Source organism: Klebsiella sp. 141203, assembly GCF_032601985.1.
GTDB classification, from domain to species: Bacteria; Pseudomonadota; Gammaproteobacteria; order Enterobacterales; family Enterobacteriaceae; genus Klebsiella; species Klebsiella aerogenes.
In genome coordinates this window covers 16,268-42,635 of record NZ_JAQIRL010000005.1, presented here as the reverse complement: position 1 = coordinate 42,635, position 26,368 = coordinate 16,268, and the positions used below count along the sequence as shown (strand labels likewise).

The window sequence follows — 26,368 nt, the reverse complement described above, 5'->3', positions numbered from 1 at the left end:
TGTTTTAGATCTTGTTATCTTCTTCGCGGATTGTCCGCAAGTTGCAGGCGATTTGATTTAACGTGGCGCTGAAGGTGTCGAGATCCGCATCGGGGATGGTTTCCGTCACGCGCTGTTGATAGGTCTCAATGACGCGGTTCAGCTTTTCCAGGATAGTACGGCCTTCCGCCGTCAGCGTAAGCAGGCGGATGCGTTTGTCATATGGCGATGTTGAGCGCAGTAGATACCCCTGCTTTTCCAGCTGCGTGAGAGTGCGCATCAGCGGCGGCAGCTCAATACCCTGCACTTCCGCCAGTTCGCTTACCGAGACGTTGCACCCCAGCTGATGCAGCTGCATCAGCACCGTCCAGCTTGACTGGGTCAGGCCGGTATCGGTAATGGCGCTGTCGATAATCGCGCGCCACTGGCGCACCACCATCGCCATGCGCATCCCCATCGGGCGGCGGGCAAACAGTTCGTCTTCGGTCATGTTACTTTCCTCACTTAGCTGTGGGGAAAATAATACTTATCATGGTAAGTATCAAGAAACGATGGGAGTAGAAGCATCAATTGATAAATTTTGTGAATGTAATTCCCCGGTATCGCTGACGCTTACCGGGGCTACAAAAAAGCACTTTTTAATTGATCTGATCCCGGCGCAACCCGACATCTTTCAGCTGTTCGTCGCTCATTCGCTGCAATACTTTGCGCGTTTGCCCACGAAGCCACCATTTTCTAATCGCTCGCGCCAGAAATACCCAACCGATAAACGGCTGTTTTGCCCGATTTTCGTGAAATTCCATCCTCTACCTCCTCGCCTTGCCAGAGGCTTTATCTTCACGGATCCGGGCCCAAACAATACAGATTCACAAAACACTTTTCTTTAACATACAGATTGGCTAAAACGTACACCATGCCCCATTTTTGACCGCCATCTGTACTGGTTTATCTATCTGTATGGCGATAATTAAGGATACAGCATGACCCGCTACCAACATCTGGCCAGCCTGCTGGCCGAGCGTATCGAACAAGGGCTGTATCGCCACGGCGAAAAGCTGCCGTCGGTGCGCAACCTGAGCCAGGAGCATGGCGTCAGCATCAGTACAGTTCAGCAGGCCTACCAGACGCTGGAACAGCAACAGCTGATCGTGCCGCAGCCGCGCTCCGGCTATTTCGTCGCCCCGCGCAAAGCCCAAGCGCCGGTGCCGCCGATGTCGCGCCCGGTGCAGCGCCCGGTGGAGATCACCCAGTGGGACCAGGTGTTGACCATGCTCGATGCGCGCAATGATAAATCAATCATTACCTTCGGCGGCGGCTCGCCGGACGTCACCCAGCCTAGCCTTAAGCCTATCTGGCGCGAACTCAGCCGGGCAATTCAGCACAACCTCAGCGAAGTGCTCAACTACGACGAACTGGCCGGGCGTCGCGAACTACGCGAACAGATCGCCCGCCTGATGCTCGACGGCGGATCGGTCGTCACCGCCGACGATCTACTGATCACCAGCGGCTGCCACAGCGCACTATCGCTGGCGCTGCTGTCGGTGTGTCATCCCGGCGATATCGTCGCCGTCGAATCCCCCTGCTACTACGGCACCATGCAAATACTACGCGGCCTGGGGCTGAAAGCCATTGAGATCCCAACCGATCCGGAATCCGGGATCAGCATCGAGGCCTTAGAGCTGGCGCTGGATCAGTGGCCAATCAAAGGGGTGATCCTGGTGCCTAACTGCAACAATCCGCTGGGATACATCATGCCTGACGCGCGCAAACGCGCGGTGCTGTCCCTTGCCCAGCGCCACGATATCGTGATTTTCGAAGATGATATTTACGGCGAGCTGGCGACGGAATACCCGCGCCCGCGTACGATTCATTCATGGGATATCGACGGTCGGGTGATACTTTGCAGCTCGTTTACCAAGACCATCGCCCCCGGCCTGCGCATCGGCTGGATTGCCCCCGGTCGCTACTACGATCGTCTGCTGCAGATGAAGTACGCCGCCAGCGGCACTAACGTCCCTTCAACCCAACTGGCGGCCTGTAACTTTATTCGCGAAGGCCATTACCACCGCCACGTGCGGCGGATGCGGCAGATCTATCAGCGTAATATGGAGATCTATACCTGCTGGCTGCGGGAGTTTTTCCCCTGCGGGATCTGCGTTACCCGGCCGAAAGGCGGCTTTATGCTGTGGGTCGAGCTACCGGAGCAGGTGGATATGGTCTGCGTCGCCAAGCAGCTGTGTCGGCTGAAGATCCAGGTCGCGCCAGGATCGCTGTTTTCGGCATCCGGGAAATATCGCAACTGCTTAAGGATCAACTGCGCCCTGCCGCCGATTGAGAAGCATAAAGAGGTGATGGTCAAGCTGGGGGAAGCGGTGAAGGTGGCGATGGAGTGAGGCTCTGGCGTCCCCACCGTCTACAAACCGGTAGCCCGGAAAAGGCGCGGCATGCGCCGCCTCCGGGAAAGACGTTTCTATTATTTTAACCACGCAGGAATATTATATTCAGGTAAGTACTCGACTGCATAAGAATCTTTCCTGTTACTCCCTTGTTGACAAGTTAACTTATAGAAACCCCATTTATCATTTTTATCCGAATAAAAAACAGTATATTTGTCAGTATTAAAGCCAAAGTACTTTTCATTTTTATCATTGATTTTTAGATCGCCACACTTTGCTTCGTCACGCCATTCATAATTGATGGCGATTTTTAACACATAGTAAGCAACATCACCAATCAACTTAGGAACGAGTAGAAACAAAAAAACTGACATAATAAAGGCACCCGTTAATGTAAATATTCGATACCCTTTCGCTTTATCACCGTAAGTGATAAATAATCCATAACAAATTGGTTGTGATAGCCATAGGAAGAACATAAGGAATGCCGTGGCTTTCCAGCAATATTCTAACCATGGCGAGGAAGATAGCGCCAGATTGCTGATTTGCCAGAAAATACTGGATGAATAACTACTGGTAAATGTAAAAACACCTGAAAACACAGTAACAGCAAAGCCGATAATTTTAAGGGTTTTTGCTGTATTATTTCTGGCAATATCTAAAACAGTCAAAATACTGCTAATAAGGATAGAGACTGAAAATAAAATTGCTAACCAATACGTTATGGCGTTGACAAACACATTAGCAGACAACAATAAAAGCAAAAAAATTGACCATGCGGATAGTGATAGAATGCCAGCACACCGAGTCAATAAATGATCATTGCCTGTGCGTACAAAGAAACTAATATATTCCCTAATTCGAATTTCTTGAGTGCAAGAGAATATTAAAATAAATATAAAAAGAAATGCAACCAGGTAACTTTTTAAAGGAAACTTATAGGGAATTAAATAGATTGCGATTATGCCGTAAACAACCACCGCAGCATCCAATTTTTTCTGTTTAAAATGCTGAAAAAACTTCCCCCATACTTGAATAATTTCCATATTAAAACCTCATTTATTTGAACATAACATTCACGAATGCATCTAAGACACTGAGTTAACACTAATAATGCACACAGACTGTAATGATTTCTCCTAATTTTCTGTGTAGAATTTGTCCATTGCAATTTGATGAGACAACCCAATGGCTGAGCTGAACCTGAGTACCCTGACGGAAGCTGACATCATCACCAAACGCGTTATGCCCGCCATCCTCGATGCTGGCTGGAACGACACAACGCAAATCAGACAAGAGGTCAAACTCCGGGACGGTAAGGTCATCGTGCGCGGTAAAGTTGCAGCGCGTAGAACGGTGAAATCCGCCGATATCGTGCTGTATCACAAGCCGGGCATTCCGCTGGCGGTGATTGAAGCCAAAGCCAACAAGCATGAAATCGGCAAAGGGATGCAGCAGGGCATCGAGTACGCACGCCTGCTGGACGTACCTTTCGTCTTCGCCACCAACGGCGACGGCTTTATCTTCCACGATAAAACAGCAACTGGCGAGATTGAACGAGAGATCACCCTCGACGAGTTCCCATCCCCAGCCGAACTCTGGCACAAATTCTGCGTCTGGAAAGGCTACACCGCAGCCCAGCTACCGGTGATTACCCAGGACTACTACGACGACGGCAGCGGCAAAGCGCCGCGTTATTACCAGCTACAGGCCATCAATAAAACCATTGAAGCCGTTTCCGCCGGGCAGAACCGCGTTCTGCTGGTGATGGCGACCGGAACGGGGAAAACCTACACCGCCTTCCAGATTATCTGGCGCTTATGGAAAGCGAAAAGTAAGAAGCGGATCCTGTTCCTCGCCGATCGCAATATTCTGGTCGATCAGACCAAAAACAACGATTTTCTGCCGTTTGGCACGGCAATGACCAAAGTCACCGGGCGCACTATCGATCCGGCCTTTGAAATCCATCTCGCGCTGTATCAGGCCATTACCGGCCCGGAAGAAGATCAAAAAGCCTTTAAGCAGGTAGCCCCGGATTTCTTCGACCTGATTGTGATCGACGAATGCCATCGCGGCAGCGCCTCCGAAGACAGCGCGTGGCGCGAAATCCTCGACTATTTCAGCACCGCCACGCAGATTGGCTTAACCGCCACGCCGAAAGAGACCCATGAAGTCTCCAGCACCGATTACTTCGGCGACCCGGTCTATATCTACTCGCTGAAAGAAGGTATCGAAGACGGCTTCCTTGCCCCTTATAAAGTGGTGCGCGTCGATATCGATGTCGATCTCCAGGGCTGGCGTCCCACCAAAGGCCAGACGGATAAAAACGGCGAGCTGATCGACGACCGTATCTACAACCAGAAAGATTTTGATCGCACGATGGTGATTGATGAGCGTACCGAACTGGTGGCGAAAACCATTACCGATTACCTCAAGCGCACCAACCCGATGGATAAAACCATCATTTTCTGTAACGACATCGATCACGCGGAGCGCATGCGCCGCGCGCTGGTCAATCTCAACCCGGAACAGGTCAAAAAGAACGACAAGTACGTGATGAAAATCACCGGCGATGACGATATCGGCAAAGCCCAACTGGATAACTTTATTAATCCCAAAAAAGAGTACCCGGTTATCGCCACCACCTCCGAGCTGATGACCACCGGCGTCGACGCCAAAACCTGCAAACTGGTGGTGCTGGACCAAAACATTCAGTCGATGACCAAATTCAAACAGATCATCGGCCGCGGCACCCGCATCGATGAACGCTACGGCAAGCTGTGGTTCACCATCCTCGACTTCAAAAAGGCTACCGAACTGTTCGCCGACGAACGCTTCGACGGCATCCCGGAAAAGGTGATGGACACCACGCCGCAAGATATCGCCGACCCGGACTCCGATTTTGAAGAGCAGTTCGACGAGCACGAAGAAGAGACCGAAGACGATGTCATCGGCGCCAATGAAGATCCCGCGCCGTATACCGTTACCGGCTCAGATGATGTCGGCCCGCTGCCGGAAGAGGACGAGAACAAAGTGCGCAAGTTTCACGTCAACGGCGTCGCCGTCGGCGTAATCGCCCAGCGCGTGCAGTATTACGATGCCGACGGCAAGCTGGTCACTGAATCCTTCAAAGACTATACCCGCAAAACGCTGCTCAAAGAGTACGCCTCGCTGGATGATTTCACCCGCAAGTGGCAGGGCGCCGAACGCAAAGAGGCCATCATCAAGGAACTGGAGCAGCAGGGGATTATCTGGGAAGTGTTGGCGGAAGAGGTCGGTAAAGAGCTAGACCCGTTCGACATGCTGTGCCACGTGGTGTATGGTCAGCCGCCGTTAACCCGCAAAGAGCGGGCGGAGAACGTGCGTAAACGCAACTACTTCACCAAATACTCCGACGCCGCGCAGGCGGTGCTGAACACGCTGCTGGATAAATACGCCGACGCGGGCGTGCAGGAAATAGAGAGTATTCAGGTGCTGAAGCTCAAGCCGTTCGACAGCATGGGTACGCTGCCGGAGATCATTAAAAGCGGATTCGGCGACCGTAACGGGTATAATCAGGCCATCAGCGAGCTGGAGAGCGAAATCTACCACTTACCGCCCCGCTCCGCGTAACCACTCCCCTTTTGCGCCTTCTGCTGCCACCGCGTAGCAGAAGGCCTTATTGTTAATGAAACATGGAACACATCATGTCAATCAGCTCAGTAATCAAATCATTACAGGACATTATGCGCAAAGACGCCGGCGTGGACGGCGATGCGCAGCGCCTCGGCCAGCTCTCCTGGCTGCTGTTTCTGAAAATCTTTGACGCCCAGGAAGAGGCGCTGGAACTGGAGCAGGATAACTACCAACTCCCCATTCCGCAGCGCTACCTGTGGCGCACATGGGCGGCGAACGCCGAAGGCATCACCGGCGATTCCCTGCTGGAGTTCGTCAACGATGACCTGTTCCCAACGCTGAAAAACCTCACCGCCCCCATCGATAAAAACCCGCGCGGCTTTGTGGTCAGACAGGCGTTCAGCGATGCCTATAACTACATGAAAAACGGCACCCTGCTGCGTCAGGTGATCAATAAGCTCAACGAAATCGACTTTACCAGCGCCAGCGAGCGCCACCTGTTCGGTGACATTTACGAACAGATCCTCAAAGATCTGCAATCGGCGGGCAATGCCGGTGAGTTTTATACCCCGCGCGCCGTCACCCGCTTTATGGTCGATCGCGTCGATCCGAAGCTCGGCGAGTCGATTATGGACCCGGCCTGCGGTACCGGCGGCTTCCTCGCCTGCGCGTTCGATCACGTAAAAAACAACTACGTGAAGAGCGTGGCCGATCACCAGACGCTGCAACAGCAGATCCACGGCGTGGAGAAAAAGCAGCTCCCGCACCTGCTGGCGACCACCAATATGCTGCTACACGGTATCGAAGTGCCGGTGCAAATTCGTCACGACAACACCCTCAACAAGCCGCTGTCGTCGTGGGATGAACAGTTGGATGTGATCGTCACCAACCCACCGTTCGGCGGCACCGAAGAAGACGGCATCGAGAAGAACTTCCCGGCAGAGATGCAGACCCGCGAAACGGCGGATCTGTTCCTGCAACTGATTATTGAAGTGCTGGCGAAGAACGGCCGCGCGGCGGTGGTGCTGCCGGACGGTACGCTGTTTGGCGAAGGTGTGAAAACCAAAATCAAAAAACTGCTCACCGAGGAGTGCAATCTGCACACCATCGTGCGTTTGCCGAACGGCGTGTTTAACCCGTACACCGGGATCAAAACCAACCTGCTGTTCTTTACCAAAGGCCAGCCGACCAAAGCGATCTGGTTCTACGAGCATCCGTACCCGGCGGGGGTGAAGAACTACAGCAAAACCAAGCCGATGAAGTTTGAAGAGTTCCAGGCCGAGATCGACTGGTGGGGCAACGAGGCCGACGGCTTCGCCAGCCGCGTCGAAAACGAGCAGGCGTGGAAGGTCAGCATCGACGAGGTAATCGCCCGCAATTTTAACCTCGATATCAAGAACCCGCACCAGGCGGAAACCGTCAGCCACGATCCGGATGAACTGCTGACGCAGTACGCGAAACAGCAGGAAGCAATCCAGTCCCTGCGCCACCAGCTACGCGATATCCTCGGCGCGGCACTCTCCGGCAAGGAGGCCAACTGATGGCAGTGGAAAAACTGATTGTCGACCATATCGACACCTGGACCACGGCGCTGCAAACACGCTCCACGGCAGGGCGCGGCAGCTCGGGCAAGATTGACCTGTACGGGATTAAAAAGCTGCGCGAGCTGATTCTGGAGCTGGCGGTGCGCGGCAAGCTGGTGCCGCAGGATCCGAACGATGAACCAGCATCGGAATTACTGAAACGCATTGCGGCGGAAAAGGCCGAGCTGGTGAAGCAGGGAAAAATTAAAAAGCAGAAGCCGCTGCCGGAGATTAGCGAGGAAGAGAAACCGTTTGAGCTGCCGGAGGGGTGGGAGTGGGTGCGTTTATCCGATCTCATGGAGGTTATTAACGGTCGAGCATACAAAAAACATGAAATGCTTCAAGAAGGAACTCCTCTCTTACGCGTAGGGAATCTCTTCACATCAAATGAATGGTATTACTCTGATCTCGAATTAGATGAAAATAAATACATCGATAATGGTGACCTCCTATATGCATGGTCGGCATCTTTTGGCCCGTTCATTTGGACAGGTAAAAAAGTCATCTACCATTATCATATATGGAAATTAAAACTGTTTGCAGAAGAACTATCAGATAAGTTCTTTATACATGATTTTCTTTTATCAATTACAGATAAGATAAAATCACAAGGTAATGGCATTGCAATGCTTCACATGACCAAGGAGAGAATGGAGCAACAAGTTATTGCATTACCACCAGTAAATGAACAGAAAAATATTGTACAAAAAATTAGGGAGCTAATGTCTCTCTGCGACCAACTGGAACAGCACTCCCTGACCAGTCTGGACGCCCATCAGCAGCTGGTTGAAACCCTGCTGACCACGCTAACCGGCAGCCAAAACGCCGATGAACTGGCCGAAAACTGGGCGCGTATCAGCGAGCATTTCGACACGCTTTTTACCACCGAAGCCAGCATTGATGCCTTAAAACAGACCATTCTGCAACTGGCGGTGATGGGCAAACTGGTGCCGCAGGATCCGAACGACGAACCGGCCTCTGAACTGCTCAAACGTATTACGCAGGAAAAGGCGCAGTTGGTAAAAGACGGGAAAATGAAAAAGCAAAAACCGTTGCCACCGATTAGTGATAAGGAAAAACCGTTTGAACTGCCTACTGGATGGTCCTTAGCCCACTTTGGTGATATTGCTATAGAAATAGCAACTGGCCCTTTTGGCTCAATGATTCATCAAAGTGATTATATTATTGGCGGAGTGCCTTTAATCAACCCATCGCATATTGTTAATAGTAAAATAGTCATCGACCCAGCAATATCTGTTTCAACAGAATTAGCAAAAAGTTTGTCATCTTATAAAATGATTGCAGGAAATATTGTCATGGCACGTAGAGGTGAAATGGGGAGATGTGCCGTTGTAACCACGAAAGAAAATGGTTATTTATGTGGAACCGGAAGTTTCATCCTTAAATTCAGTGACGAAATAGATAAAGACTATATAGTTGAATTATTTAAAACTGTCTATGTGCGAAATTATTTGGGCGGAAATTCTGTTGGCTCAACGATGACTAATCTTAATCATTCTATATTAAATAAAATGCCAATCCATTTACCTCCAGTAAGAATGCAAACGAAGATTGTTGCAGCTATAACAAGCTTTTCAGCGTATTGCGAAAATCTTAAGTCCAAAATTAAATCCGCCCAACAAACCCAGCTCCACCTGGCCGACGCCCTCACCGACGCCGCCATCAATTAACCCGCCCCCAGAAACCAATAAAGCGGCTAAATAGCCGCTTTATCCTCATCATCAAAAATAATATTTCTCTTTATCCACACCGTTATTTTCATTGATTTTCAGCTGGACTTTCCTTCTATTCCCTGATGATATGTTCAGGTATTTTTCGCAAGGCACCCGTGCTGCAACACGAGCGCCTTGCTAATCACAATCCCTATTGAAAAGGAATAGAGACCATGACTACCCCGCATTCTATTGCAGAATTCACCGATCCAGAAGTCTCCCCAGCAATTAGTCGTCAATTAACCGTGAGTTATGCGACTCGTCATCCTGATTACCAGCGTATTCCGGCGTTGACCATGAAGGGTCAGTGGCTGGAGGCGGCGGGCTTTGCCACCGGTACCGCAGTGGATCTCAAGGTGATGAACGGCTGTATCGTGATTACCGCCAAACCAACAGAGCCGGAGCTCACCGCCGCTTTGCGTCAGGTCAGCAAGCTGTCGGCGCGTAAGCAAAAACAGGTACAGGCGTTAATCAACACAATAATCGGCAAGTAGCAAAAAATCAGGCTCGCCTGGCAGCGAGCCTGAAGCCGCCATCAGGATTCAAACTCTTCTATTTCTCTCTCAGATTCCGCAACTTCATCCTGAGTGATTTTCTTCCCCATAGCCTGCTCTATCAATCTTAATAGCTGCTTTTTGCGGTCTTCAAAAAACTCAGCGAAATCGTTCTGACGTAGCAGAGATGGCTCAATGAAGTGGCTACGAAGAATAGCATCCATCTCGGTGTCTTCGAGACCAACCTGTTTATGCATCTGAATTTGAGCAAGATACTCAGCCGGTGATTTTCCACCGATCATCCTATTTGCTTTATAAGAGATCGAGGTTTTATTTATTACAGAGTTATATATCGCTGGGCTAATATTATTCGCTTCACACCATGCTTTAGGAAATATATGGTGAATATCGAGCGCAATATCAACAAAATCCAGTTTCTGGATGGTCCCTTTCCAGAAGAAATCTTGCGCCCCGTTACGCAGAATTAACACGCTTAGCGCTTTATAGGCCGCACTAAGTCGCGAGCGCAGGGTCAATAAACGCCCAGGCTGGAACGATGCCTCATAAATAGTGCGCGGCTCTTCTCCGTCACCTTCAATCCAGTTCAATAACTCTTCTACATCATTTGCTATGCGCGTTTCTACGGCACCGCCGTAAAGTTCACCCAAAACGCCACACCAGAACCAACGAGTGAGCTTATTGTAGATTTTAGGCTCTAACCAGTTGCCTTGTAATTGGGATAATACCGCAGCCAATGGCACCAACTGTGTACGATAAGGAAGATCCCACGGGTGCATAAAACACTCCTGCTGGAGGAATTTAGCAGCCAGAAGAAAACCCTTTTCAACATTATCAGCCCAATGATGGTAGTCATCTAAAGAAAGAGCTAGTACAGAAACACGTTTGGCGCTCACAGCGGTCACTGATTTCCCAGTTTTTCCTTCAGAAATATCGGCTCTTCTTTTTTTCAGTGTATTTAATATACTGATCGCTTGTAAAAAATCAGTCGGTTCTACCCCATCAAGAATGGGCTCTTTGTTCAATGCGGTACGACGTCCGCTCTTTTTACGAAGCTGGCTTCCAAACCAATCATCCCGCAAGTTAAATCCGTCGGCCGCGAAACTCGCCGTCACCAGTTCAAAAACGGATAGCGGCACCCCGCCAGTGTTCACCTTCTCAAATACTAAGCAAACGGCCTCTTTGCTTGTTGATTTTCCCAGTGAAATAACCGGCAAGTGATAATTACGAAACGCATTCAAGATTTTTTTACGGAATTCTATATAAATGCCAAATTTGTCTTGCGCAAACTCATGTAAACTTTCCTCCCACTTATCGGAATTGATAATCTGATTACATGGGAAAAATAAAGCCTTGCACTCTTTTTCTGCTGTCGAAAAATCCATTTCGATTTCTTCGCCAGCTGAATTGATGAATGTTTTTATATCACGACCAAAGTTCACTGTGACTCGTTTAGATTTTTCTACTGCAATAAATGCCTCATCAAGGCGATCATCCAGAGCAGCTTCAATGTCGATGTAATAAAAACGGTCTATCGCTTTCCCTTTTTCGTTAAAGGTTTTAACGGGGGAATTTAACATCAATACTTGGGTCAATGAAGTTAAACGCTGTTGCCCATCAAGAATAAGCCGTTCAGGTTCAGGCATGTTTTCCGGTAAATTTTCAATAGGGCGCACCTGGAAGCGAACCTCTCCCCCTGTATCCAGTAGCATTACAGCACCTACTGGGAAAGAACGAGCAATACTGACCAGCAAAGAACGAACATGCTCATCATCCCATACCCATCCACGTTGAAAATCAGGTAATTGAACTCGCCCATCAGTAATTTGTTCGAGGATGTCCTTTAAAGCTATTTTTGTAGTGTCGAAAGTACTCATCCTGGCGCTCCTGCCATGCGTATTTACGAAATAAATGCTATCAGAACAATTGATTAATGCGTTATCAAGTATTAATCATCGATTCTCTGCTTTTTTAAGCTTTCGCCAGGATATACGCTTCATACTAACCCCGGCAACGCTAACGCGTTACCGACCTGTGGGTCCTCTGCCTCTCCTTCCCCCGGTGGCGCTGCGCTTACCGGGGCTACAGGTTCCCAGCTGCCACTTACTCATCCTCAAAAAACACCATCCCCTTATAAGGATGCTCACGGCAGGCGGACAGGCGCTTGGCGAGGCTGCCAACGTGCAGCTCCAGCTTGTGGCCGTCGGGGTCGAGGAAATAGTGCGATTCGCCTTCGCTACGGTTTAGCTTCCATACCGCTACGCCAGCGACCTCAAGGCGGGCAGTAAAGCTGGCAAAATCCGCCTCGCTAATGCTAAACGCATAATGGGTGTAGTCGCTCTCCTCCGGCGGAGTGACGCGCCGCTGCGGATCCAGCGACAGGCACAGCCACAGATCGCCGCAGGAAAGATACACGCCGCTATCCCACCGCGCGTGCAGCGTCATGCCCAGCAGCTGATGATAAAACGCCACGCTCGGCGCCAGCTGGCTGACCGCCAGGGTCAGATGATTCAATCCGCTCAACATATCTGTTCCTCCGGTGAGATGCGCTAACCATACCCAATCCCACCTTAAACCACCATTGTGGCAGCGAAAGGACACCCTGTAGATATCGTTAAGGCCGCCAACTTCGCCCCTGGTCTCTTTCTGACGCCGCGTAATAGTGTATGTTCTCAACTATCGACATTGAACAACCCGGTAACGAGATGAGACGTATTGAGATAGTACTGCGGGAGCTGGAGAGGCTGAGCCAGGCCGTGACGCTGGAGGATTTAGCCAGGGGCTCGAACGCCTTCACCGCAGAGCAAATCGGCTTTAACCTCGGGCTGGCGCGCAACTCGGTGAGTAAAGATCTCAATCAGCTATGGAGCGACGGGCTGGTGATTAAAACGCGCGGCCGCCCGGTATTCTTTTTACATCGCCGGACGACGGAAACGCTGCTCGACCATACGCTGACGGAAAGCGAACGCGAGCCGGCGACTCTCGCCGATCTCCTGCCGCAGCCGCAAGATAACAATGAGGCTGTCGACCCGTTCGCCACGCTGATCGGCCACGATCGCAGCCTGCACGATGCCGTGGAAAAAGGGAAAGCCGCGGTATTGTATCCCCACGGGCTGCACGTCCTGCTGACCGGTCCCTCCGGCGTGGGTAAAACCTTTTTTGCCGAGCTAATGCACCGCTACGCCTGCGAGCATGCCGGTGAAAAACGGCCGCCGCTGGTCTACTTCAACTGCGCGGAATACGCCAACAACCCGGAGCTGCTGTCATCGCATCTCTTTGGCCACCGTCAGGGCGCCTTTACCGGGGCGACGGAAAACAAAAGCGGGCTGATCGAACAGGCCGACGGCGGCTATCTGCTGCTGGATGAAGTGCATCGCCTGCCCTATGAAGGGCAGGAAAAGCTCTTTTCGCTGTTGGATAAAGGCGAATATCGCCCGCTCGGCGCCAGCGGCCCGGCGCGCAATATCGCCGTACGTCTGATCTGCGCCACCACCGAGCCCGTCAGCTCATCGCTATTACGTACCTTTCAGCGGCGTATTCAGGTCGCTATCGATTTACCCGGCATCCGCCAGCGTTCAGTTGAAGAGCAGATCGAACTGATCATCGGTTTTTTACAACGCGAAAGTCGCAAAATCGAGCGCACGGTGAGTATCGATAAAACCTTGCTGCTGTGGCTGCTGAACAAGCCGCTGGAAGGCAACATCGGCCAGCTTAAAAGCGACATCCAGTTCTTGTGCGCCCAGGCATGGGCGTTGGGAATGGCGGCTAATAACGAGATACTGCTGCTGGACAGCAAACTGGCGGACGGCCCGATCAATGCCACGCCGGAGCAACGACAGCTGGTCGATGCGCTGTTTAACGGCCGTCCCCTGCTGAACATCGATGCCCGAACTCTTCCGCAGCTGAAAAGTTCGGCGGCCGATGACAGCGTCGAGGAGAGCGATCTGTTCTACAGCTTCCTGACCCGCGAATACGTTAACCTGCGCAATAGCAACGTGCCGCCCGCCGAGACGCTGGCGATTCTTAAAAATAAGCTCAGCTCGATTTTTGAATATGGCCTCTACAGCCGCGATAGCGCCAGCCACGCGCCACGTTATGGCGATCGGATTGAGGAGCGCGTGACCCTGCTTATCGGCTACGTTGAGCAGGTACTCGGCTTCGCCCTGCCGGAAAACCTGGTCAACCCGCTGCGTAAACACTTTCTCGCTCTCATCAGCTACGTACAACGCGGCCTGATCCCGCAGTTATACTCTTCGAGCCTGATCCTCGATCGCTGCAAAGATGAATACGATAACGCCACTCTGTTGTGCAAGAAGATCAACGATCTGCTGCATATCCAGTGTCCAGCCACCGAAGTGGTCTGGCTGTGCCTGTTCCTCAAAGAGTGCCGCCATTACCGCCAGCGCATCACCGCCAGCCCTGACTGCGGGGCGATCCTCATTGCTCATGGCGCCACCACGGCCACCAGCATGGCGCAGTACGTCAATCGGGTGCTGGAACGCGAACTGTTCAGCGCCATCGACATGCCGTTTGAACAATCGGTGCACGATACGCTGGAAAAACTGATCCAGTTGATCCACAGCAAAGGCTGGCAGCGGCTGATCCTGATGGTAGACATCGGATCGCTGGTCCATTTCGGCAGCACCATCAGCAAACTGTTCCAGATCGATGTCCTGCTGATGCCGAATATCACCCTGACCAGCCTGCTGGAGATCGGTCTCGATCTCAGCTACGAAACCGGCGACCTGCCGCGGTTGGTCAATCTGATGCAGGAAAAAGGCATCGCCAGCCAGCTGTGCACGCCGCAGCAGGAGAACGCCGGCAAGGTGCTGGTTATCTCCTGCATTACCGGCATGGGCACGGCGGAAAAAATCAAAAAGGTGCTGGAGGAGAGCTTTGGCGAGCTGATGTCGCAGGATACCCGGATGGTGATCCTCGATTACAACGAAGTTCGCAGCCCGGAGCGCCTACAGCAGGCAATCATGGCGCATGAACGGCTGGCGGGTATTGTCGGGACATTCCAGCCGGGGCTGCCCGATATCCCGTTTATCTCGCTGGAGGAGCTGTTTTCCGAGCAGGGGCCGGTGCTGGTGCTCAGCCTGCTGACCCCGGATTTATCCAGCAGCGAGCGCCGTCTGGAGATGGAGCGCAGCGCTTCACGGTTTATCAGCGCCCTGACCATGGAAAGCATTATCAACCATATTTCGGTGCTCAATCCGCAGCGCATATTAAAAGAAATGGAAGGGATCCTGAACCAGCTCAGGAACGCGTTGGCCATCGCGCCTAACCGCCAGGTGACACTACGCTTTCTGATCCACTGCTGCTGTATGGTCGAGCGTATCGTGATTAACCGTAAACCGTTACAGATGGCGCTGGAAACGCGGCCGGATATGGACGCTCAGGCATTTAGTGTCATCAAATCGGCTTTCCATCCGGTTGAAGAGGCCTATGCCATCCGTTTATCCGATGCCGAGTACATTTATATCTACGAGTTATTATTTAGTTAACGCCTGTTCTGGCGCGGCTTTGCGGCCCGCCAGCCTTTTCCTCTTCGGTAGATGACACAAATTGTGGCACGCGCTTTGCTCTTATTAGTGCGTCAACGATTCGGCGCCAGGAGGCCACTTTGTCATCCACTGAACCTACCACCCAGTTACCCCAGATTCTGCTGCTGACGCACGGCGGCTGGGGCACGCAACTTTGCGACAGTCTGCGCATGGTGACCGGCGAAATCGCCGGCGTCAGCGAAATCGCGCTTATGCCGGTCGATACCCTCGGCGAGTTTTATCAGCGCGTCGAAGCGGTCGTGCAGGCGATGCCGGCAGGCTCGCTGATTTTGACCGATTTTCTCGGCGGCACTACCTCCAACGTCGCCGCGCGCTTGAGCGCGGATTACCCCATCGCCGTCGTCTGCGGGCTCAACGCCTCGCTGCTGCTGGAGGCGTTGGATCTGCGCGAGCAGGGCCCGCTCACCGGCTGCGTTAATGCGCTGGTCGAAGCAGGACGCAGCAGCTGCCGCGACGTTGTCGCCCACGTGAACCAGTTAACCTCTTAAGGAGCCCATCATGGCAAAAATCGTTTTATGTCGTATCGATAGCCGTCTGATCCACGGTCAGGTCGTCACCAAATGGGTCGGCCAGTCGCAGGCCAATCGTATCGCCGTGGTCAGCGACGAGCTGGATGCCGATCCGTTTATGAAAAATATCTATTTAATGGCCGCGCCGCCGAACATCAAAGTCGACTGTTACGGCAACGCCAGCTTCGCCGCCGCCTGGAAAGAGAATCAGCTCGGCGATGGCAATGTGCTGGTGCTATTCCCGTCGCTGTCAGCCGTTCAGGAAGCCGTCCAGTTGGGCTTTGACGTGCAGACGATTCAGGTTGGCGGGCTGGGCGGCGGGCCGAACCGCAAGGCCGTGTTCCAGAACATCACCCTTGATGAAAAAGATGTCGGCATCCTCGGCGCTCTGAAGGATAGCGGCATTCAGGTGTTCTTTCAGACCATCCCGGAAGATAAACCACAGTCACTGGACGACATCCTGAAAAAATTCTAACCAGTTGATAAAAAGGTAAAAAACTATGGATACCTTACTTTTTGCGAGCCTGATGGGGTTGTATTACTGGTTCGCCCGATTACGTTTAGGCTATACCTTCTCCGCCATGTTGCTGCAACCCGTGGTGATCGCCGTATTCGTCGGCCTGCTGCTGGGCGATATGAAAACCGCGATGATCATCGGCGCGGGTATGCAGCTGGTCTATCTTGGAGTGACCTCCACGCCGGGCGGCAACGTGCCGTCGGACCCGGCGCTGGCCGCCTGTATCGCCATTCCGATCGCCGTGAAGGCCGGGATGGAGCCCAACCTGGCGATCGCGCTGGCGATCCCGTTTGGCGTCATCGGGGTATTCCTCGATCAGCTGCGCCGTACGCTCAACGCCGCGTGGGTGCACATGGCCGACAAACACGCCGAAAGCGCCAACATGGCGGGCATCATGCGCTGCGCCTTTATCTATCCGGCGCTGCTGGGGCTGGTGCTGCGCTTCCCGGTGGTCTTCGCCGCCAACTACTTTGGCCAAAGCGTAGTGGAAAAATTCCTCAAACTGATGCCGCACTGGCTGACCCACTCGTTTGAAATTATGGGCGGAATCCTGCCGGCGCTGGGCTTTGCCATCACCATCATGGTGATCGGCAAAAAGAGCCTGCTGCCGTGGTTTATCGGCGGATTTTTCGCGGTGCTCTACCTGAAGGTGGACATCATGGCGATGGCGATTTTCGGCACCTGCGTCGCCTTCCTGATTAAAGGCCTGGCCAAAAATGAAGGAGCTGCATGATGAGTAGCGATGTAATGGAACATGAACTGGTTGAACGCGCCCGCGAAACTCAGGCGCTGAGCAAAGCCGATATCACCAAAGCCTGGCTGATTTACTGGCTGGGGGCGGAGGTATCCAGCTCCTACGAACGTCTGCAGAGCCTGATTTTCTGCGCCTCAATGACGCCCATTATCAAAAAGCTGTACCCGAAAAAAGAGGAGCAGGCCGAGGCGCTCAAACGCCACCTGAACTTCTTTAACTCGGAGCAAACTTTCGGCTCGGTTATCCAGGGTATCTCCATCGCCATGGAAGAGCAGAAAACCCGCGGCGAGCCGATCAGCGATGCTTCAATCACCGGGATCAAAACCGGCCTGATGGGCCCGCTGGCCGGGATGGGCGACTCGATTATCTGGGCCGCGGTGATGCCGTTGCTGATTGCGATTTTCATCCCCTTCGCCGCCAGCGGCAGCGCGTTCGGCGGTATCGCCCCGCTGATCCTCTACCCGGCGATCACCATGGCGATAAGCTACGGACTGGTGCATAAAGGCTACACCCTGGGCCGTGACTCCATTATCGGCCTGCTGCAAGGGGGGCGAATTAAAGAATTGATTTACGGCGCCAACGTGCTGGGTCTCATCATGATGGGCGCCCTGTCGGCAAGCTACGTCAAAATCACCACCCCGCTGAAAATCAGCGCGCTTAAAGGCTCGGAAGTGGTGGTCCAGCAGATCCTCGACTCAATTGCCCCCGGCCTGCTGCCGCTGGCGGCGGTGTTCGCTATCTATTTCTACTTACTGAAAAAAGGGCCGCGCTACACCACCATTTTACTGTCGATAGTCGCTATCAGCATCGTCTGCTCGCTGTTGGGAGTGCTGTAAATCATGAACGGCAATATCTACCAGCAACTGGGCTTAAAACGGGTGATTAACGCCTGCGGCAAAATGACCATCCTCGGCGTGTCCGCCGTCGACCCGCAAGTGATGCAGGCCACCGCGCAGGCGGCGGGAGCCTTCGTCGAAATCGATAAATTAACCGACCGCGCGGGCGAACTGGTTTCCGCCCACACCGGCGCGGAAGACAGCTATATCACCTCCTGCGCCTCTGCCGGTATCGCCATCGCCGTCGCGGCGGCGATCACCCGCGGCGAGCCGGAAAAGGTGGCGCAGATGCCGGACAGCAGCCAGTGGCCGAACGAGATAGTGATACTGCGCGGGCATAATGTCGATTACGGCGCGCCAATCACCAGCGCTATCCGCCTCGGTGGCGGGCGTATTGTCGAAGTCGGCTCCAGCAATCTGGCGGCACGCTGGCAGCTGGAGAGCGCGGTGAACGCACGCACGGCGGCGCTACTGTATGTGAAATCCCACCATTGCGTGCAAAAAGGGATGCTCGGTATTGACGATTTCGTGCAGGTCGCCCGCCAGCATAATCTGCCGCTGATCGTCGATGCCGCCGCCGAAGAAGACTTGCGCCAGTGGGTCGCCAGCGGCGCGGACATGGTTATCTACAGCGGGGCGAAAGCCTTTAACGCCCCAACCTCAGGCTTTATTAGCGGCAAGCGCATCTGGATCGCCGCTTGTAAAGCCCAGCACCACGGCATCGCGCGGGCGATGAAAATCGGCAAAGAGAATATGGTCGGTCTCGTCTACGCGCTGGACCGTTACCGGACGGCGGCGCCGGCGCCTGACGCCGCCGCGCTGCGTCCATTCGCCGAGGCGATTTCCGCGCTACCCGGCCTGCGCGCCGATATCGAACAGGATGAGGCCGGGCGCGCCATCTGGCGCATTCGGGTCAGCGTCGACGCCAATGAACTGGGACTCAGCGCCCGTGAGGTTGAAGCCCAGCTACGCGGCGGCGATATCGCCATTTACGCCCGCCGCTACTATCTGCATGAGGGCCATTTTAGCCTTGACCCCCGCACCGTCGGCGAAGGAGAAATGTCGCTCATCGTCGCGCGCTTACAGGAGATTACGCAGCATGCAGCGGATTAACTTTTATCGCCAGCGGGTGGCGATTAACGTGCTGGCGAAGGACATCGCCAACGCCCGGGAAATCTATGACGCCGCTGAAGGGCACGCGGTGATTGGCGTACTCTCGGCGCAATTTACCAGCGTCGAACAAGGCGTTGCAGAAGTGCGCCGCTGGATGGCGGAAGTGCCTTCTATTTCCGTCGGTCTCGGCGCCGGCGATCCGGCGCAGTTTTACAAAGCGGCAATGATCGCCGCGCAGGTCCATCCCGCTCACGTCAACCAGACCTTCACCGGCAGCGGCTTTGCCGCCGGGGCGCTGGCGGCGACCGGAGGCCAGCAAACCTTTATTAATGCGCTGGTCAGCCCCAGCGGCACGCCCGGTGAAGTACGTATCTCCACCGGCGTGCGCAGCGCCAAGGGCATCCCGGCCCAGGTTTCCTGCGATGCGGCGGTCAGAATGATGCAGGATATGGGCGCGCATGCGGCTAAATTTTTCCCGATGGGCGGCGAAAAGTCGCTGGCGGAGCTGAAAGCGCTCGCCCAAAGCGCGGTAGAAAACGGTATGACGCTGATTGAGCCCACCGGGGGCATCGATCTTGATAACTTTGCGCTGATTCTACAAACCTGCCTGCAGGCCGGCGTCGCGCAGGTCATGCCGCATATTTATAGTTCCATTATCGATCCGCAAAGCGGCAATACCCGCCCGCAAGATGTCCATGCTCTGATGAACATCGTCAAGGAACTGGTCGATTAATCCCCCCGCGCGTGCGGTGTAGACCACTATTACCGCACGCGCTAACTTCCTGATCTGCTGAAGGTCACTGTCAATCTGTGAGCCTCCACGCAATAACGACATCCCGCCGTCCGAAGCGCCCTCTCATATTGATAGCGATCAAGAATAATCATACCGTCTGGTCGGTATGATTCGGGCCATGAACATGGAAGCCCAGCATCGTAAAAAAGACCCCGTCCGTCTGCATCGTCAACTGCTTGAATCCGCAGCGATGATTGCCGGCCGGGACGGTATCGCCGCCCTGTCGCTGAACGCCGTCGCCCGCGAGGCTGGCGTCAGCAAAGGCGGGCTCATGCACCACTTTCCCAATAAACAGGCGCTGATTTTCGCTCTGTTCGCCCGGCTGTTGGCAATTATGGAAAAGGCGATTAGCGAGCTGATGGCCGCCGATAACATCGCTTACGGCCGCTTTACCCGCGCCTATTTGCGCTATCTGTCCAACCCGGAGCTGACGGATACCCACGAAAGCCGGCAACTGATGGTGCTGTCGCTGGCAATGCCCGACGAACCGGTGCTGCGAAAATGCTGGCGCGACTGGATGCTGGATCATCTGGCGCAGGGCGATGCGCTTGATAACGGCCCGACCGGCACGCTGGTGCGCTATGCCGCCGACGGCATCTGGTTATCGGAACTGACCGAAGGGCGCACCATGAGCAGCGAACACCGCCAGGCGCTGGTAAACGATCTGACAAAAATGACGCTTCCCGCGTGAAGCGAGTAGAGTGAGGCCGCGATGCGCTACAACATCAATGCCCGTCTCATTTATGACGCAACGGACGGCACCCTAACATTACCGGGCGGCAATGAGCCGGATAGCCAGCTATCCATTACCGCCAACGCGCTGCTCTATTTTTTTCTTCGCCATACCGGCGTTGTCAGTCGCGATGAAGTGTTGAAAAAGGTCTGGGACGATAACGGTTTAACCTCATCCAACAGCAATCTCAATCAATACCTGAGCATGCTGCGCAAAACCTTCCGCCACTACGATATCGATAACATTATTGTCACCGTGTCGCGCGGCATGTTGCAGCTGAATCAGGATCTCAGCATCGAACTGCTCGACGCCGAGCCGACGCCCGCCGATGCCGTTCTCACATGCGCTACGCCTGATGAAGCCGCCCCCGCTGCGGCGCCAACGCCGCCCACCGCATCTCTACATGCGCGCGGTATGTGCTGGTATCTGGCCGGCGGCTGTCTGCTGCTCATCGCCCTGCTGCTGGTGGCATTTAGTCTCGCCGGCACCCACGTCGCCCGGCCAATCAATCTGACGCTGATGAGCCACAGCCAGTGCGAACTGCTGGCCAGCGATGAAATGCTGCGTTCGGTTTCCGCCACGGCCTACGGTAAGAATTTTGATGAGGTGCGTCAGCGGCTGAAGCTCAGCTGCAAGCCGGGGGAGCGTTTCGTTTTCTTCTACGGCGACCGGCTGGAGACTAACGGCCTGGGCCGGGTATTTCTCGCCCACTGCGCGATGCACGAAGACAACCCATTTAGCTATTGCGATAACTACTTTTACTACTCCTGGAAGCCGCAATGAGACTCGCGCCCCGCCCCTTTTTCGCCCTTTCCGCCCTGGCGTTTATCGCCGCCGCCGGTTTTAGCGCCTGGCGCCTGTTGCCGGATGCCAACGATGGCGTGATGAGCTGTTCCACCAAAGCGATCATGCGTTTTGAAAACATGGAAAAAGAGAATGTGAACGGCAATATTCATTTTAATTTTGCCGCCAACGGCAACGGTTCGATGGTGGTGGAAGGCTATACCGATTCCGCCGCCGGCTGGCTCTACCTGCAGCGCTACGTCAAATTCAGCTACACCAGCCAACGCATCTCGGCAACCGAACGCCACTACCGAATTAAAAAATGGGAATCCAGCGCCTCATCCATCGACGAATCGCCGAATGTCATCTTCGACTACTTCATGCGCGAGATGTCCGACAGCCACGATGGCCTGTTCCTCAACGCGCAGAAGCTTAACGACAAAGCTATCCTGCTGAGTTCTATCAACTCGCCGCTCTACATCTGCACGCTGAAGTCCGGCAGCACGCTTAACTAACCCGTCCCCCCTGAACCGCCGCGAGGAAAATGCGCCCTCGCTCACGCTCCGTTATTGCCCCCTCTTTCCACGATGCTAAAAGCGCACGTTTTGCATTTAGCTTCGACGCCAAAACTTGCGCATACCCACAATTATCACGCGGCTATATTACCGCCTGCTGGCAAGTAATTAGCATCTTATTAACATTCACCTCTCGCCGATAAATAGCCTAAAAAAGCGCCATATCATGATAAAAATCAACACGCATAAAACAGAACGAAAAGATAAATGGAAGGCTAAATAAGGCTAAATCACAGAGTAAAAACCTAAAATATTCATCTCCACGGATTTAAATTTCACTTCTTTCCCCATTCCCTATAGTGAACCCCGAACGCCGCTTCCGCGTGTTGATGCCGTTACGCGGACGGTTTTCCCGAATAACAAAACCTGTTCTGGAGGAAATCACGATGGGTGATGCATTGGGGCTTATCGAAACCAAAGGTCTGGTGGCCTGTATTGAAGCAGCGGACGCGATGTGTAAAGCCGCCAACGTCGAACTGATCGGCTATGAAAACGTCGGCTCTGGCCTTGTCACCGTGATGGTGAAAGGCGACGTCGGCGCGGTGAAAGCGGCGGTGGATTCCGGTGTGGAATCCGCGCAGCGCATCGGCGAAGTGGTGACCTCGCTGGTCATCGCGCGTCCGCATAACGACATCAACAAAATCGTCATTAAACACAAGGCCTGAAGGCCAGGAGAACGCAAATGGGTGATGCATTAGGTCTGATTGAAACCAAAGGTCTGGTGGCCTGCATTGAAGCGGCGGATGCGATGTGTAAAGCCGCCAACGTCGAGCTTATCGGCTATGAAAACGTCGGCTCTGGCCTTGTCACCGCGATGGTGAAAGGCGACGTCGGCGCGGTGAAAGCGGCGGTGGATTCCGGTGTGGAATCGGCGCAGCGCATCGGCGAAGTGGTGACCTCGCTGGTTATCGCCCGTCCGCATAACGACATCAACAAAATCGTCTCGCATTACAAGATTGCGGACTAACGGAGAAACCTGATGAAAGAAGCGCTTGGTCTTATCGAAACCAAAGGTCTGGTGGCCTGCATTGAAGCCGCGGACGCGATGTGTAAAGCCGCCAACGTCGAGCTTATCGGCTATGAAAACGTCGGTTCCGGCCTCGTCACCGCAATGGTGAAAGGCGACGTCGGCGCGGTCAACGCGGCGGTCGACTCCGGCGTGGAAGCGGCGAAACGCATTGGCGAAGTCGTCAGTTCTCGCGTCATTGCGCGTCCACATAACGACATCGAAAAAATCGCGGCGCAGCACAAAGCATGACCTGACAGGGCGCGCCCCGTCTCCACTCTTTTCGTCTGATGAAGGATAGACTCATGATTGAACTGGATAACGATTTGCAATCCCGGCAGAACGCGCGGGAACTGGTGCGCAACGCCAAAAAGGCGCAGGCGATTCTGGCCACCTTTTCGCAACAGCAAATCGACGCCATCGTGAAAAACGTGGCCCAGGAAGCAGCGCACCACGCCGAAGCGCTGGCGAAAATGGCCGCGGAAGAGACCGGTTTTGGCAACTGGCAGGACAAAGTGCTGAAAAACCGTTTCGCCTCGCTGCGCGTCTACGACGCCATCAAAGATATGAAGACCGTTGGCATCATTCATGACGACCCGGTAAAAAAAGTGATGGACGTGGGCGTGCCGCTCGGCGTGATTTGCGCGCTGGTCCCCTCAACTAACCCAACCTCTACGGTTATCTACAAAGCGCTGATCGCCCTCAAGGCCGGTAACGCCATTATCTTCTCCCCGCATCCGGGCGCGCGTCAGTGCAGCTGGAAGGCGATTGAAATCGTCAAACGCGCGGCAGAAGCGGCCGGCGCCCCGGCAGGCAGCGTTGACGGCATCACCCAGTTAACGCTCGAAGCCACCTCCGAACTGATGCACAGCAAAGACGTGTCGCTGATCCTCGCCACCGGCGGCGAAGGCATGGTGCGGGCGGCCTACGCTTCCGGCACCCCGACCATCAGCGGCGGCCCGGGTAACGGCCCGGCGTTTATCGAACGCAGCGCCGATATCCACCACGCGGTGAAAGATATCGTCACCAGCAAAACCTTCGATAATGGCGTGATCTGCGCCTCTGAGCAGTCGATTATCGTCGAACGCTGCATTTATGACGAGGTTCACCGCGAGCTGGAAGCGCAGGGCGTCTACTTCATGAATGAAGATGAGGCGGCGAAAATGGCGGCGCTGCTGCTGCGCCCGAACGGCACCATCAACCCGAAAGTGGTCGGCAAAACCGCGCTATACCTCAGCCAGATGGCGGGATTCTGCGTACCGGCCAGCACTAAAGTGCTGATTGCCGAGCAGACCACCGTATCGCCGAAAAACCCCTACTCGCGCGAAAAACTGTGCCCGGTACTCGGCCTGTACGTGGAAGAGGACTGGAAAGCCGCCTGCCACCGCGTGGTGGAGCTGCTGACCAACGAAGGACTCGGCCATACGCTGGTGATCCACACCCGTAATCAGGACGTCATCCGCCAGTTCAGCCTCGAAAAACCGGTCAACCGCATTCTGATTAATACTCCGGCGGCGCTCGGCGGTATCGGCGCGACCACCAACATCTCTCCGGCGCTGACTCTCGGCTGCGGCGCGGTCGGCGGCGGCTCCAGCTCCGACAACGTCGGCCCGATGAACCTGCTCAATATCCGCAAAGTCGGCTATGGCGTACGTTCGATTGACGAGCTTCGCGCGCCGGGCAGCCGCCCTGAGCCCCAGCCGACCATCGTTACTCCGGCGAGCGATCCGCAGCGCAGCATTCTTGATGACGTGCGTTTCAACGCCCCGGCCAGCGCCGCGCCAGCGCGCACTGCAGGCAACGATGACCGTTTCGCCAGCGCAGGCGCCGCCAGCATGGAAGGTGAAATCAACGAACAAAACGTGGAACGCGTTATTCGCCAGGTGCTGGAGCGCCTCGCTAAGTAACGCACTGATATAAGGCGATAAACGATGATTCTCGCAAAGGTAACCGGCCATGTCGTCGCCACGCAAAAATGCGATGAGCTACGCGGCAGCAACCTGCTGTTGATCACCCGCTTAGATGACAAACAGCAGCCGATGAAAGACCAGACCTGGGTTGCCGTCGATAACGTCGGCGCCGGCATGCACGACATCGTGCTGGCGGAAGAGTACTTCGCACTCAATAAAGACCGCTACAAAGCGATGTCGGTGGTCGCCATTGTCGAGAACGTGTTTCGGGACGCCTAACAGGAGTGAATAGCCCAATGAGTGAATTTTTACTGAAACCGCGGATTTGCTTCGGTCAGGACGCCCTCTCGGTGCTGAACGAACTTTCCGCCCGCAGCGTGCTGCTGGTGACCGATAAAGCGATGGTGAAGTTTGGTCTCGCCGAGCGCGTCACCGCCCTGTTGCGCCAGCGCGGGATCGCCTGGCAGATGTGGGACGACGTAGTGGCGGATCCGGATATCGCCACCGTGGTGCGCGGCATGAAGCTGATGGATAACCACTATCCGGATCTGGTTATCGCGCTCGGCGGCGGTTCGGTAATCGATGCCGCCAAAGCGGTTATTTTCTCCCTGGCGCAGACCCGTCCGCAGGGCAACCGTCCCCGCCCGTGCTTCGTCGCCATCCCCACCACCAGCGGCACCGGCTCGGAAGTCACCGCCTTTTCGGTGGTGAAAGCCAATGCTGAGAAGCTGGTACTGGTGGATGCGTCGCTGCTGCCGGATATCGCCATTCTTGACCCGGCGCTGGTGGCTTCGGTGCCGCCGGCAATTACCGCCGACACCGGCATGGACGTACTGTGTCACGCTCTGGAAGCCTACGTCTCCCGCGCCGCCAGCGACTTTTCCGACGCGCTGGCGGAGAAAGTGGTGCAGCAGGTATTCCGCTATCTGCCGACCTGCTGGCGCAGCGGCGACAACCTGCAGGCGCGCGAAAAGATGCATAACGCCTCCTGCATGGCGGGGATGGCCTTCACCAACGCGTCGCTTGGGATAACCCACAGCCTGGCACACGCCCTCGGCGGCGTCTTCCGCGTACCCCATGGCCGCGCCAACGCCCTGTTGATGGCGCAAGTCGTCGCCTGGAACGCCGATTTCAACGGCCAGTGCGACACCCTTGCGGCAACGAAATATGCCCGTCTGGCGCATCTGCTGGATCTGCCAGCCGCCTCGCCGCGCCAGGGCGTCGCCAGCCTGCTGGTCGCCATTCAGGCTTTAAAAGAAGAGATGAGCATGCCCTCCGGCATTAGCGACACCGGCATTGAGGCGGCTGAATTCGAACGCCGTTTGCCGGAGATGGTCGGCCAGGCGCTGCGCGACAGCTGTACCCCAACCAACCCACGCGCGCCGGACGCTAACGCGTTAACCGAGCTTTATCGCCGGGCCTGGTCCGGTCATCCCGTACAGGGCCACTGATAA

Annotated in this window: 26 protein-coding genes; 21 read left to right on the top strand and 5 right to left on the bottom strand. The window is 54.5% G+C overall.

Annotation, left to right across the window (positions count from 1 at the left end):
- Positions 1–4: 4 nt before the first annotated feature.
- A complete protein-coding gene (locus PGR29_RS19190) occupies positions 5–469 on the bottom strand; it encodes a MarR family winged helix-turn-helix transcriptional regulator (protein ID WP_049047305.1) in 465 nt (154 codons plus the stop codon).
- A 148-nt stretch (positions 470–617) separates the two neighbouring features.
- Complete coding sequence (locus PGR29_RS19185; RefSeq protein ID WP_064571553.1) at positions 618–782, bottom strand: DUF1127 domain-containing protein; 165 nt, start codon at positions 780–782, stop codon at positions 618–620.
- 177 nt (positions 783–959) lie between these two features.
- On the opposite strand from PGR29_RS19185, the gene PGR29_RS19180 reads away from it, so the two are divergent.
- Complete coding sequence (locus PGR29_RS19180; protein WP_047063727.1) at positions 960–2,372, top strand: PLP-dependent aminotransferase family protein; 1,413 nt, start codon at positions 960–962, stop codon at positions 2,370–2,372.
- Between the two features lie 80 nt (positions 2,373–2,452).
- On the opposite strand, the gene PGR29_RS19175 is transcribed toward PGR29_RS19180, so the two are convergent.
- Entirely contained in the window at positions 2,453–3,421 is a 969-nt protein-coding gene (locus tag PGR29_RS19175; protein WP_316425129.1) for a hypothetical protein, read from the bottom strand.
- Between the two features lie 142 nt (positions 3,422–3,563).
- Between PGR29_RS19175 and hsdR the strand changes: the two genes are divergently transcribed.
- From hsdR to symE, 4 genes are all read left to right on the top strand, one after another.
- Complete coding sequence (gene hsdR / locus PGR29_RS19170) at positions 3,564–5,987, top strand: EcoAI/FtnUII family type I restriction enzme subunit R (protein WP_316425128.1); 2,424 nt, start codon at positions 3,564–3,566, stop codon at positions 5,985–5,987.
- Positions 5,988–6,061: 74 nt separating this feature from the next.
- The gene (locus tag PGR29_RS19165) at positions 6,062–7,531 is read left to right on the top strand and encodes an N-6 DNA methylase (RefSeq protein WP_316425127.1); all 1,470 of its coding nucleotides are present in this window, start codon (positions 6,062–6,064) and stop codon (positions 7,529–7,531) included.
- Positions 7,531–9,264 carry a restriction endonuclease subunit S gene (locus tag PGR29_RS19160; protein ID WP_316425126.1) on the top strand — a complete coding sequence of 578 codons (1,734 nt, stop codon included), beginning with the start codon at positions 7,531–7,533 and terminating at the stop codon, positions 9,262–9,264. Before PGR29_RS19165 ends, PGR29_RS19160 begins: the two co-directional genes overlap by 1 nt.
- Before the next feature lie 215 nt (positions 9,265–9,479).
- Positions 9,480–9,800 carry an endoribonuclease SymE gene (symE, locus tag PGR29_RS19155; protein ID WP_316425125.1) on the top strand — a complete coding sequence of 107 codons (321 nt, stop codon included), beginning with the start codon at positions 9,480–9,482 and terminating at the stop codon, positions 9,798–9,800.
- A gap of 41 nt (positions 9,801–9,841) precedes the next feature.
- Here the strand turns inward: symE and PGR29_RS19150 are convergent, their stop codons facing one another.
- Both PGR29_RS19150 and PGR29_RS19145 read right to left on the bottom strand, forming a co-directional pair.
- Positions 9,842–11,695, bottom strand: coding sequence for a GmrSD restriction endonuclease domain-containing protein (locus tag PGR29_RS19150; protein ID WP_087858270.1), 1,854 nt, complete (start codon positions 11,693–11,695; stop codon positions 9,842–9,844).
- Positions 11,696–11,921: 226 nt separating this feature from the next.
- Entirely contained in the window at positions 11,922–12,344 is a 423-nt protein-coding gene (locus PGR29_RS19145) for a FosA family fosfomycin resistance glutathione transferase (RefSeq protein ID WP_316425123.1), read from the bottom strand.
- A gap of 179 nt (positions 12,345–12,523) precedes the next feature.
- Between PGR29_RS19145 and dagR the strand changes: the two genes are divergently transcribed.
- From dagR to PGR29_RS19065, 16 genes are all read left to right on the top strand, one after another.
- Entirely contained in the window at positions 12,524–15,325 is a 2,802-nt protein-coding gene (dagR, locus tag PGR29_RS19140) for a transcriptional regulator DagR (protein WP_316425217.1), read from the top strand.
- Positions 15,326–15,444: 119 nt separating this feature from the next.
- Positions 15,445–15,873, top strand: a complete 429-nt coding sequence (locus PGR29_RS19135) for a PTS sugar transporter subunit IIA (protein ID WP_316425122.1) — start codon at positions 15,445–15,447, stop codon at positions 15,871–15,873.
- A gap of 10 nt (positions 15,874–15,883) precedes the next feature.
- Positions 15,884–16,369, top strand: coding sequence for a PTS system mannose/fructose/N-acetylgalactosamine-transporter subunit IIB (locus PGR29_RS19130; RefSeq protein ID WP_015368462.1), 486 nt, complete (start codon positions 15,884–15,886; stop codon positions 16,367–16,369).
- Positions 16,370–16,394: 25 nt separating this feature from the next.
- Positions 16,395–17,144, top strand: coding sequence for a PTS mannose/fructose/sorbose/N-acetylgalactosamine transporter subunit IIC (locus PGR29_RS19125; RefSeq protein WP_015368463.1), 750 nt, complete (start codon positions 16,395–16,397; stop codon positions 17,142–17,144).
- Complete coding sequence (locus PGR29_RS19120) at positions 17,141–18,001, top strand: PTS system mannose/fructose/sorbose family transporter subunit IID (protein ID WP_316425121.1); 861 nt, start codon at positions 17,141–17,143, stop codon at positions 17,999–18,001. The genes PGR29_RS19125 and PGR29_RS19120 overlap by 4 nt, the downstream gene beginning before the upstream one ends.
- Before the next feature lie 3 nt (positions 18,002–18,004).
- The gene (dgaE, locus tag PGR29_RS19115) at positions 18,005–19,114 is read left to right on the top strand and encodes a D-glucosaminate-6-phosphate ammonia lyase (RefSeq protein WP_316425120.1); all 1,110 of its coding nucleotides are present in this window, start codon (positions 18,005–18,007) and stop codon (positions 19,112–19,114) included.
- A complete protein-coding gene (gene dagF, locus PGR29_RS19110; protein ID WP_316425119.1) occupies positions 19,101–19,847 on the top strand; it encodes a 2-dehydro-3-deoxy-phosphogluconate aldolase in 747 nt (248 codons plus the stop codon). Before dgaE ends, dagF begins: the two co-directional genes overlap by 14 nt.
- A gap of 166 nt (positions 19,848–20,013) precedes the next feature.
- Positions 20,014–20,598, top strand: coding sequence for a TetR/AcrR family transcriptional regulator (locus PGR29_RS19105; RefSeq protein WP_015704263.1), 585 nt, complete (start codon positions 20,014–20,016; stop codon positions 20,596–20,598).
- A gap of 21 nt (positions 20,599–20,619) precedes the next feature.
- Positions 20,620–21,423, top strand: a complete 804-nt coding sequence (locus PGR29_RS19100; protein ID WP_015368468.1) for a winged helix-turn-helix domain-containing protein — start codon at positions 20,620–20,622, stop codon at positions 21,421–21,423.
- Positions 21,420–21,938 (top strand): FidL-like protein, encoded by a 519-nt coding sequence (locus tag PGR29_RS19095; RefSeq protein WP_015368469.1) that lies wholly within the window; start codon positions 21,420–21,422, stop codon positions 21,936–21,938. Before PGR29_RS19100 ends, PGR29_RS19095 begins: the two co-directional genes overlap by 4 nt.
- A 446-nt stretch (positions 21,939–22,384) precedes the next feature.
- Complete coding sequence (locus PGR29_RS19090; RefSeq protein ID WP_012542984.1) at positions 22,385–22,663, top strand: BMC domain-containing protein; 279 nt, start codon at positions 22,385–22,387, stop codon at positions 22,661–22,663.
- Positions 22,664–22,680: 17 nt separating this feature from the next.
- A complete protein-coding gene (locus PGR29_RS19085) occupies positions 22,681–22,965 on the top strand; it encodes a BMC domain-containing protein (protein WP_002442227.1) in 285 nt (94 codons plus the stop codon).
- Between the two features lie 12 nt (positions 22,966–22,977).
- Positions 22,978–23,256: a BMC domain-containing protein gene (locus PGR29_RS19080; RefSeq protein ID WP_004146125.1), complete on the top strand. Its 279-nt coding sequence runs from the start codon at positions 22,978–22,980 to the stop codon at positions 23,254–23,256.
- Positions 23,257–23,309: 53 nt separating this feature from the next.
- On the top strand, positions 23,310–24,911 hold the full coding sequence (locus PGR29_RS19075; RefSeq protein ID WP_042896103.1) for an acetaldehyde dehydrogenase (acetylating): 1,602 nt from the start codon (positions 23,310–23,312) through the stop codon (positions 24,909–24,911).
- 24 nt (positions 24,912–24,935) lie between these two features.
- On the top strand, positions 24,936–25,193 hold the full coding sequence (locus PGR29_RS19070; protein WP_015368471.1) for a EutN/CcmL family microcompartment protein: 258 nt from the start codon (positions 24,936–24,938) through the stop codon (positions 25,191–25,193).
- A 17-nt stretch (positions 25,194–25,210) separates the two neighbouring features.
- A complete protein-coding gene (locus tag PGR29_RS19065; RefSeq protein ID WP_316425118.1) occupies positions 25,211–26,365 on the top strand; it encodes a 1-propanol dehydrogenase PduQ in 1,155 nt (384 codons plus the stop codon).
- Positions 26,366–26,368 lie beyond the last annotated feature (3 nt).